Origin of the sequence: Bacillus sp. JJ1764, from assembly GCF_036962145.1 — a bacterium.
In the GTDB taxonomy this organism is placed as follows: domain Bacteria; phylum Bacillota; class Bacilli; order Bacillales; family Cytobacillaceae; genus Neobacillus.
Genome location: NZ_JBALNY010000158.1, coordinates 1 through 2,943, shown reverse-complemented (window position 1 = coordinate 2,943; position 2,943 = coordinate 1). Strand labels below are relative to the sequence as shown.

Sequence of the window (2,943 nt, the reverse complement as noted above, 5' to 3'; positions counted from 1 at the left end):
ACTTATTTATGATGCCGATGTGATTAAAGAGGAGCCGGACAGCTGGGAAATTTTCTGGGATCCAAAATATAAAGGGAAGGTTTCCATTTGGGATGATATCTCCAATATCTACTTGGTTGGACAAATGAAAGGGTTGGATAAGGACGATCCTTCTGCTTTGTACAATATGACAGATAAACAGCTTGAAGATGCCAAGAAGAAATTAATCCAACTAAAGCCTCAAATCCGTAAATATTGGGCAACAGGCGGAGAACTCAATGATTTGTTTGCCAATAAAGAGATTGTATTGGCAGTGGGTTGGCCGTTGACACCAACAACTGTTAATGCCACGGGACGTAATTTGAAAGAAGTGATTCCGAAAGAAGGAATCACGGGCTGGATTGACCGTCTGATGGTAGTAAAATCATCGCCAAATAAAGAATTAGCCGAGAAATATATTAATTATGTGACGGAAGCGGAAACGCAGAAACTGGTTAGCGATGCGACCGGGTATGGTGTAGCCAATAAAGATGCTGCAAAATTCATGTCTCCTGAGCAAGCCCAAGCGATTCATATTGACGATATGGAAAATTACATGCAAAAAATCAACTTCTGGCAAATCGTAAAAGACCGAAATAAATACAACGAAATTTGGAATGAAGTGAAAGCCCAATAGACACAGGAAATGCATAAGAAAGGAGGGCTGAGTACATGTCCGTGAATGTTTCTACACAGGTGAAGCAGACAACGATCAAACCAAAAAAGAAGCGCCGGCAGTTCAACCCCAGATTATTATTACTGTTAATCCCACCATTAATCTGGTTGACTGTCTTCCTTTTTGCTCCCTATTTCACCCTCTTCTTGAACAGTTTTTGGAAGGTGGATTTTGGAACCATTGTCCGTGAATTTACCTTGGATAATTATACGAAGTTTTTTACCAATGAATTGTATTATGGAACGCTGTTGAAAACGCTGAAAATTGCCTCACTCGTGACCATTTTCAGTGTTCTGCTCAGCTACCCGCTTGCTTATTATATAAATTTTAAAGTCAAAAAACATAAGCAGCTTATGTATACGCTGGTTATTATTCCACTTTGGGTTAGTTATCTTGTGCGGGCTTATGCCTGGAAAATTGTGTTGGGGCAGGAAGGGATCCTAAATAATCTGTTAATGAGCCTGGGGCTGATAGACAAACCACTGGAAATCTTTCTTTACAGCCCCTATGCGGTTGTCCTTGCGTTGACCCATATCTATACACCATGGGTACTAATGTCGATCTATACGTCGCTTGAGCATATTCCCAGAAATCTTCAGGAGGCTTCGAAGGATCTCGGAGCCGGAAGATTTCGGACGTTTTTTAAGATTATTTTACCGTTAAGTCTGCCTGGCGTTATTGCCGGAGCAACCTTTGCGTTTGTTCTAACCATGGGTGACTTTTTAGCACCGCAATTACTCGGCGGAACTAGCAGTATGATGATTTCAAATGTCGTGTACAGCTTATTTGGAGTAGCCAACAACTGGCCGCTTGGTTCCACAATTGGCATTGTTACATTAGTCTTAGTGCTATTAATTTTGGAAATAACCCATCGTCTGGAAAAAAAGGCCTCCAGTTTTGAGAATGCCGAAGAAACAAAGGGGGGCTAAAGATGGGAAAAACATCACGTATTGATTGGCTGTCATCAGGATTAAAACTGACAGCCATGTTAATCTTTTTGTTCATTTATCTGCCGATGATTGTCGTCGTAGTTTATTCTTTTAACGGAAATGCCGTTAACAGTTTTCCGATTGAAAGCTGGTCTACGAAATGGTACAGTGTCATGTTTCAAGATAGCTTACTTTTGGCATCCTTGAAAAATAGTTTGCTAGTTGCCATATTTGGAACGATGATCGGTTTGCTGCTGGGAATCCCTGCTGCATTTGTGGTGGACCGATTTCATTTTCCCGGAAAAACGGCATTTGAACGGATCGTTTTACTGCCGATGATTTTACCGGGGATTATCACTGGTGTGGCGATGATGAGTGTCTTTGTGATGATGAAAGTCGAATTATCACTTACCACCATTTTCATAGGTCATGGAACCTTCCTAATTGCTGTAGTGATGACACAGGTGTACGCACGGTTAAAACGAATGGATCGGGCGATTGAAGAGGCTTCGATGGATTTAGGGGCAACCAGGCTGAAAACGTTCTTTTATGTAACCCTGCCAAATATTAAAACGGCCGTCATTGGTGCCTCTTTATTATCATTTACTTTATCTTTTGATGNNGGTCAATGCTGCGGAAAGGGATCACACCTGAGGTCAATGCGATTTCAACCCTGATCTTTTTATTCTCAGTTACGATGATTGTCCTGTTTACGTTTTTTGATCGAAAAGTAGACTAGTAGAAAGGAGAGGTGAGATTGGAACAGATCGTAGACATTCAACATGTAGAAAAAAGCTATAGTAACGAGCTCATTGTGAAAGGGATTAACCTTAACGTTCAGCGCGGCGAGTTTTTGACGATGCTAGGTCCAAGCGGCTGCGGTAAAACAACGACTTTAAGGATGATTGCCGGCTTTGAAGAGCCTGATTCGGGAGAAATTTGGATTGATGGTAAACCGGTTTCCGGAATTCCTCCTTATAAAAGGGATGTGAATACGGTTTTCCAAAACTATGCTTTATTCCCGCATATGACCATTAATGAGAATATCGCCTATGGCTTAAAAATGAAGGGTGTTCCGAAATCGGAACAAGCTGCTAGAGTGAAGGAAGCACTGCGCCTCGTGCAGCTGGATTCCTTCGGAGACCGGAAACCTCGTCAACTGAGCGGCGGACAACAGCAACGTGTTGCTGTAGCCCGGGCGTTAGTGAATAATCCAAAGGTTCTGCTATTGGATGAGCCTTTAGGTGCACTGGACTTGAAGTTGCGCAAACAAATGCAAATCGAACTGAAGCATTTACAGCGAAAATTAGAAATTACCTT

At 41.9% G+C, this 2,943-nt stretch carries 4 protein-coding genes; all 4 read left to right on the top strand.

All coding sequences use genetic code 11. The features are described 5' to 3' along the window. Nucleotides 1-655, top strand: a 655-nt coding sequence (locus tag V7083_RS19600; protein WP_335481078.1) for an ABC transporter substrate-binding protein, incomplete at its 5' end; no start/stop codon positions are given. 35 nt (nucleotides 656-690) lie between these two features. Further along, nucleotides 691-1,623 (top strand): ABC transporter permease, encoded by a 933-nt coding sequence (locus V7083_RS19595; RefSeq protein ID WP_335481076.1) that lies wholly within the window; start codon nucleotides 691-693, stop codon nucleotides 1,621-1,623. A 2-nt stretch (nucleotides 1,624-1,625) separates the two neighbouring features. After that, nucleotides 1,626-2,300 (top strand): ABC transporter permease, encoded by a 675-nt coding sequence (locus tag V7083_RS19590; protein ID WP_335481074.1) that lies wholly within the window; start codon nucleotides 1,626-1,628, stop codon nucleotides 2,298-2,300. 80 nt (nucleotides 2,301-2,380) lie between these two features. Continuing rightward, nucleotides 2,381-2,943: ABC transporter ATP-binding protein (locus V7083_RS19585; RefSeq protein ID WP_335481072.1), on the top strand; the 563-nt coding region annotated here is incomplete at its 3' end.